Raw genomic sequence first — 5,072 nt, forward strand, 5'->3', positions numbered from 1 at the left:
TAAATTATTAAAAACATTTGTCATACCATAATGGCAATGAAATAACGATTATTTCGATAAACGTGTAAAATCCGCAAAACTTAGAATAAAAAACGATTATGAGCGATTGGTTTAAAGTCTGACTTTTTCTTTCATGGTCTTGCTTTTATCTTCTGCAGGCACCATTACTCTTTAACTTATCTTTACATTTCAAAAAATACGGGCTATTTTCTCTCCACCAATTGTTGGCACAACCCCGGTTTTCGAGAAAAATGTTTGCCACCCTTTTGAAATTTCCTTGCATATATATCTAAAATAACATAAATTTATAGCATAAATTATTTTCAAAATAATTGGCCTGTTTTCTACGAGGGGAAATGAAATAAGATTTAAAGACCTGCACAAGAACATAAAAGTCCGGGTTGTTGAGTCATTTTTGAGCTCAACAGTTTCCAGTATGGTTTTTCCTTTTATGGCGATTTATTTATCGAGTCACTTTGATGCAAAAACGACGGGGCTTTTACTACTAATCAATGTTTTTATCGGAATCGGGATGAATTTTATTGGCGGATATTTTTCTGATCAGTTCGGCCGGAGAAAAATGATCCTTTTAGCCGCAATCATAAGGTTTTTTGCCTTTTTCACAATGGCACTGTGTAATTCACCTTGGTTTCAATCCGCGTTCATTACGTTTTTAATGATGACAGTAAACGGCATTTGCTGGGGGCTCGCAGGACCTGCCAACCAAGCTATGTTGATAGATGTCAGCACGCCGGAACAGAGAAAATATATGTACTCGATTACATATTGGGGAAATAATCTCTCCTATTCCATAGGCGGCATCCTGGGTGCTTTTTTATTTAAAGATTATTTATTCGAATTGTTCGTGGCTTTAACGGTTGTTGCAGCCGTAGTTGTAGTGCTGATCGCCTGTTTGATCGATGAAAGCTATGTGCCACAGCGCTCTAGAGTAAAAGCAGCACAACATGTTATCCAAATTTTTTCTAACTACAAAAGAGTGATCATCGACCGCGTGTTCATCATGTACATCTTAGCAGGAATCCTCATACTATCCATGGAAGCCCAATTAACCAATTATATCGGAATCCGGCTCAGTGATGAGATGCCGGCGCAGCAGTTTTTATTTTGGAAAATTGACGGCATCAAGATGCTTGGGATTCTTCGAAGCGAAAACACCATTTTGGTTGTAATCTTCGCGCTTTTTATGATGAAAATCACCAATCGTTTTAAAGACCGGTCTGTACTGATCGCAAGCTGTTTGATTTATTCTGCCGGGTATACGGTCATTTCCTACTCCAATCACATATGGATTCTCCTCATTTTTATGGTCATTGCAACGATTGGGGAAGTATCGCGCGTGCCGGTCGAACAAGCCTATATGGCAGCTATTCCACCTGCCGATGCAAGAAGTTCATATATGGCTTTCAATGGCCTTAAATTCAATTTTTCCAACTTGATCATTTCAATAACTGTTTCTCTAGGAGCTGTCCTTCCGTCTTCGGCCATGGCGGTTTTTATCGGGATGATTGGTTTGGCCGGAACATTGATTTTCTTATTCATCACTCCGAACTTAGAAGCACGGAAAAAAGAAGGAGAGCTGCAGCAGGCAGTCCAGTGACTTTTATTTCAATTAAAGGATCCCCTTTACTGCTCCAACAGCAAAAAGGGGATCCTTGACATGCTTTATAGAGATACTCATGTACACGTTTTTTCAAAACTAAGGTCAAATATTCTCAGGGCGGTACAACGATTGGACTTTTTCAAGATCTTGTATAAGAAGATTGATTTCCTCTGCTGATAAACTGACTGGCATTTGATCATATAGGGTGATGATCTGGCCTTCATTGTTATGCTGATGTTTTTTCAAATAATCATATAATGCTCTGAATTGATTCTCTCTTATCGTGGACGCTATGTAAAAATGTTTGACATTTTGCAAAGAAAATTCATTGAGATTCTCATCGAATTCCCCGGAAATAATGTTTCCCTCTATGTGCATACCATCACTCCATCCAAACGGCTTAATTTCTTGATCGTTATGCTCAATGATTTATTTTTCATACATTTCCACTTAAACGACATTGTGGAAACTAGTTCCGCCGGGAAGTGTACATCAATTCGAATTTTTGATCGGTCCAGACCAAATTGTACATTGTCCTTTCTCTTCTTTAAATTTGAGCTGCGTCTGTTTCTTCTTTGCCGATTCCTTTCTCACATAGAGAAAGCGGCCGGAGGAATCCTTCATGAAGTAAACACCCGGCGATGCCGGAAAATGATTGATCTTGTCTTTTCAATTCAACCATAGTCCTCCTTGAAACCGATCTCCGGGATCTGATTTTTTTATGGTTTATATTTTTTCGCTTGAGGAATTATCTTTTGTATCATGACCCCCTTTTTCTATCGGAATCGGATCAACAGTTTGCAGACTCTCGTTCTCGGTTGCATATTGTTCAGGGTTATCCATTTCTCCCTGTGAGAGCGGTTCCCTCTTATCTTCATCCATAGCGTATCACCCCGAATAGTACAATATCCCTTATTTAGTATGGAAAGAATAAGAAATAACATTTGTTAGCAGCTCCCATCAACAAATGCTTTCCATATCCTTTCCAAAGTAATCCGTAATTATTTTTGCTCGTCTAACCATATAGTTATGTACCATCTCCATCTGAAGAATTTAAACTTCCAGTTTTTCTTAATCTCATAAACCGGATATTTTATGAAAAAGAGAAGAAAATATAAAAAACATTGGCAAGAAAGGATGACCGGTATGAATATCGAACACAATCCACGCCTGACTTCTGCAGAACTCGGATATTTATGGACAGGGTATCTTGGAGAAACGATGTCCATCTGTGTATTCAAATATTTTCTCCAGCATATAGAGGATGCCAACATTAAAACACTTGTTGAACATGCCCTGGATGTGTCGCAACAGCACAAGGAAATGATAGAAAAGATCTTTTCGAAGAAAAGATCTCTGGACCAATGGGGTTCTCGGACGAAGATGTAAATGTAAATGCAGGTCGTTTATTTTCTGACGTATTTTATTTGCATTACGTCAAAAACATGGTAAGGGGCGGACTCGTTACGCACGCCAACACGCTGCCGCAGTTATTCAGGGAAGATATTCTCTCTTTTGGTGCAAAATGCTTGTCCTCATATATTGAACTTAATCAGGAAACAACAGAAATTTTGTTAAAAAAAGGATTGGCAGAACGCCCGCCTTATATTGTATATCCGAAAGAAACGGAATTTGTTCAAAAACAGTCATTTATCCTGGAGATTTTGGGCAAAAGATCTCTTACTGCTACAGAAATTACAACTCTTTATGCCAATATCATGACAAATCTTTTTGGTTCCTGTATTGCTGCAGGATTTACCCAGACGGCAAAGTCCAAGAAAGTTTGCGATTATATTGCCAGAGGAAAAGAGCTTGCCCAAAAACATATAAAAGTCTTTAGCGATTATTTGGAGCACCATTCTCTTCCTGTTCCTATGCTACTAGCGGTTAACCAAGACGTTACGAATTTAACGGAACCGCCTTTTTCAGATAAATTAATGATGCACCATTTTGGATTGATGATTTATGCCGGAATCGGCAACTATGGCACAGCCATTTCAGAATGTATGAGAAGCGATTTGGCTACAGATTATTCACGGTTGCAAATAGAGATATTAAAGTTTTCAGAAGACGGATTAAACATCATGATTGATAACAACTGGTTCGAGCAGCCGCCTTTGGCAAAAGGGTAATGTTGCGGGGCAAAATATCAATTTTGTTTCATGATATATTGCCGCTCACGCTTCTAAAAAATGTTTTGTGTGGAATTGCTACCAGTTGATACAACTTCCCGCGTGGAGTACCAACACGGCTACAACCAAGTACTTACCATTGATGCCCTGAAAGCAAAGAAAATTGTTTCCCTAATAAAAATAAAGACACCTGCATCAAAATAAATCAAGGTGTCTTCCCATCGTTCCTTAAGCTCGTACAATTTCTTCCAAATTGCAGTTGATTCGTCGATGATTCCGTGATGCGCCGCGCGTCGTCACAGATCGTCCTTGCGTGCCCTTTTTCTGTAGGTCCAGGGATTTTGTTATTTTCCTTTATGGGGTTCGTGCAGCACATCAATGATATGTTCCAATTTCCCGGGCTTCATTCAAGGTTTCGGGATATGTAGGATAGGCGAGTCGAAGAACCGGTTTCACCGGGATTTTTCGAACCGGGGTTGGAAGGATGGTTGCTTTCATCATCATGATCACCATCTCCTCCTCTTCACGGTTTTCTTCCAATTTGCGTTTTTGTTGTCCCAGGACAATCCATTCATCAGTTCATTGATGATACTTGCTTCCAGCCGTTTCCTAAAACGCGGCATCAAAGAATGATGAGATTTTTCCTGGAATTCCGGCAAGCCAATAAAATACTGCAGATACGGGTTTTCTGTGATCTGTCCAGCCGTTTCACGATCGGATAATCCAAGCCGTTCTTTTATGTATAGGGCACCATGAGCTATTCTTACGGAATAGGCCATAAACCCTGAAATATAAAAAATCATTTGTATCTGGATTCATTTTAAAAAAAATACACATCCTAATCATTGGAGGTGGCATCATGAAAAACTCAAAATTAGTTTATATGGCTTCGCTAATTCTACCTTGGCTAACAGTACCATTTTTGGGTCGAAATTCATTTAAAAAATATCTCCCAGCCGCGATATTTATGAGTACATTCACTAAAGCAATAGACCTATTCGGTGAAAAGAAAAGATGGTGGCGATTTTATAAAGGAATACCACCTTCGGATAGTATGAATTTTTTTAACTTTGGCCCATATCTTGTTACAAGTCTTTGGATGTTAAAAATGACTTTTGGTAAATTTCCTTTATATTTAATTTCAAATACAATTCTTCACTTTTGTTTTATTTTTTTGGGAGGCATAGAACTTGTAGACCGTTATAAAATATTTACTTTGAAAAAATTAACCAAATTCCAATACTTAGCAATCGACCTTTTTAGGGCATTAATTCTTTATGGTTTTCAATACGTAAATCATTTTAGTCAGCATACAAAAC

6 protein-coding genes and 2 pseudogenes are annotated in these 5,072 nt (G+C 38.4%); 4 read left to right on the forward strand and 4 right to left on the reverse strand.

The annotated features are described in order from the left end of the window. Positions 1–415: 415 nt before the first annotated feature. Positions 416–1,618, forward strand: coding sequence for an MDR family MFS transporter (locus GBH70_RS16040; RefSeq protein WP_259371272.1), 1,203 nt, complete (start codon positions 416–418; stop codon positions 1,616–1,618). Between the two features lie 105 nt (positions 1,619–1,723). On the opposite strand, the gene GBH70_RS16045 is transcribed toward GBH70_RS16040, so the two are convergent. From GBH70_RS16045 to GBH70_RS16895, 3 genes are all read right to left on the reverse strand, one after another. Beyond that, the gene (locus GBH70_RS16045; protein WP_151681972.1) at positions 1,724–1,999 is read right to left on the reverse strand and encodes a hypothetical protein; all 276 of its coding nucleotides are present in this window, start codon (positions 1,997–1,999) and stop codon (positions 1,724–1,726) included. Between the two features lie 169 nt (positions 2,000–2,168). Next, positions 2,169–2,303, reverse strand: coding sequence for a hypothetical protein (locus tag GBH70_RS17565; protein WP_259371271.1), 135 nt, complete (start codon positions 2,301–2,303; stop codon positions 2,169–2,171). A 44-nt stretch (positions 2,304–2,347) separates the two neighbouring features. Beyond that, positions 2,348–2,503, reverse strand: a complete 156-nt coding sequence (locus GBH70_RS16895; protein WP_172967533.1) for a hypothetical protein — start codon at positions 2,501–2,503, stop codon at positions 2,348–2,350. 264 nt (positions 2,504–2,767) lie between these two features. Between GBH70_RS16895 and GBH70_RS17440 the strand changes: the two are divergent. Both GBH70_RS17440 and GBH70_RS17445 read left to right on the forward strand, forming a co-directional pair. Then, positions 2,768–3,186: pseudogene (locus tag GBH70_RS17440) on the forward strand (DUF3231 family protein); the annotation flags it as partial. Between the two features lie 153 nt (positions 3,187–3,339). Next, positions 3,340–3,753: a DUF3231 family protein gene (locus GBH70_RS17445; protein ID WP_253694035.1), complete on the forward strand. Its 414-nt coding sequence runs from the start codon at positions 3,340–3,342 to the stop codon at positions 3,751–3,753. 347 nt (positions 3,754–4,100) lie between these two features. Here GBH70_RS17445 and GBH70_RS16055 read toward each other — a convergent pair. Then, positions 4,101–4,538, reverse strand: a pseudogene (locus tag GBH70_RS16055) (transposase); the annotation flags it as partial. Positions 4,539–4,612: 74 nt separating this feature from the next. On the opposite strand from GBH70_RS16055, the gene GBH70_RS16060 reads away from it, so the two are divergent. Next, positions 4,613–5,072 (forward strand): hypothetical protein (locus tag GBH70_RS16060; RefSeq protein WP_151681973.1); only part of this gene is annotated, 460 nt, incomplete at its 3' end.

This window comes from Weizmannia acidilactici (assembly GCF_008974225.1).
Classification (GTDB): Bacteria; Bacillota; Bacilli; order Bacillales; family Bacillaceae_C; genus Weizmannia; species Weizmannia acidilactici.

Excerpts from the sequence above, each read along its gene's own strand:
- GBH70_RS17445 (WP_253694035.1), top strand. The coding sequence starts at position 3,340 with ATGACAAATCTTTTTGGTTCCTGTATTGCTGCAGGATTTACCCAGACG.
- GBH70_RS16895 (WP_172967533.1), bottom strand. The coding sequence starts at position 2,503 with ATGGATGAAGATAAGAGGGAACCGCTCTCACAGGGAGAAATGGATAAC.
- GBH70_RS16045 (WP_151681972.1), bottom strand. The coding sequence starts at position 1,999 with ATGCACATAGAGGGAAACATTATTTCCGGGGAATTCGATGAGAATCTC.
- GBH70_RS17565 (WP_259371271.1), bottom strand. The coding sequence starts at position 2,303 with ATGGTTGAATTGAAAAGACAAGATCAATCATTTTCCGGCATCGCCGGG.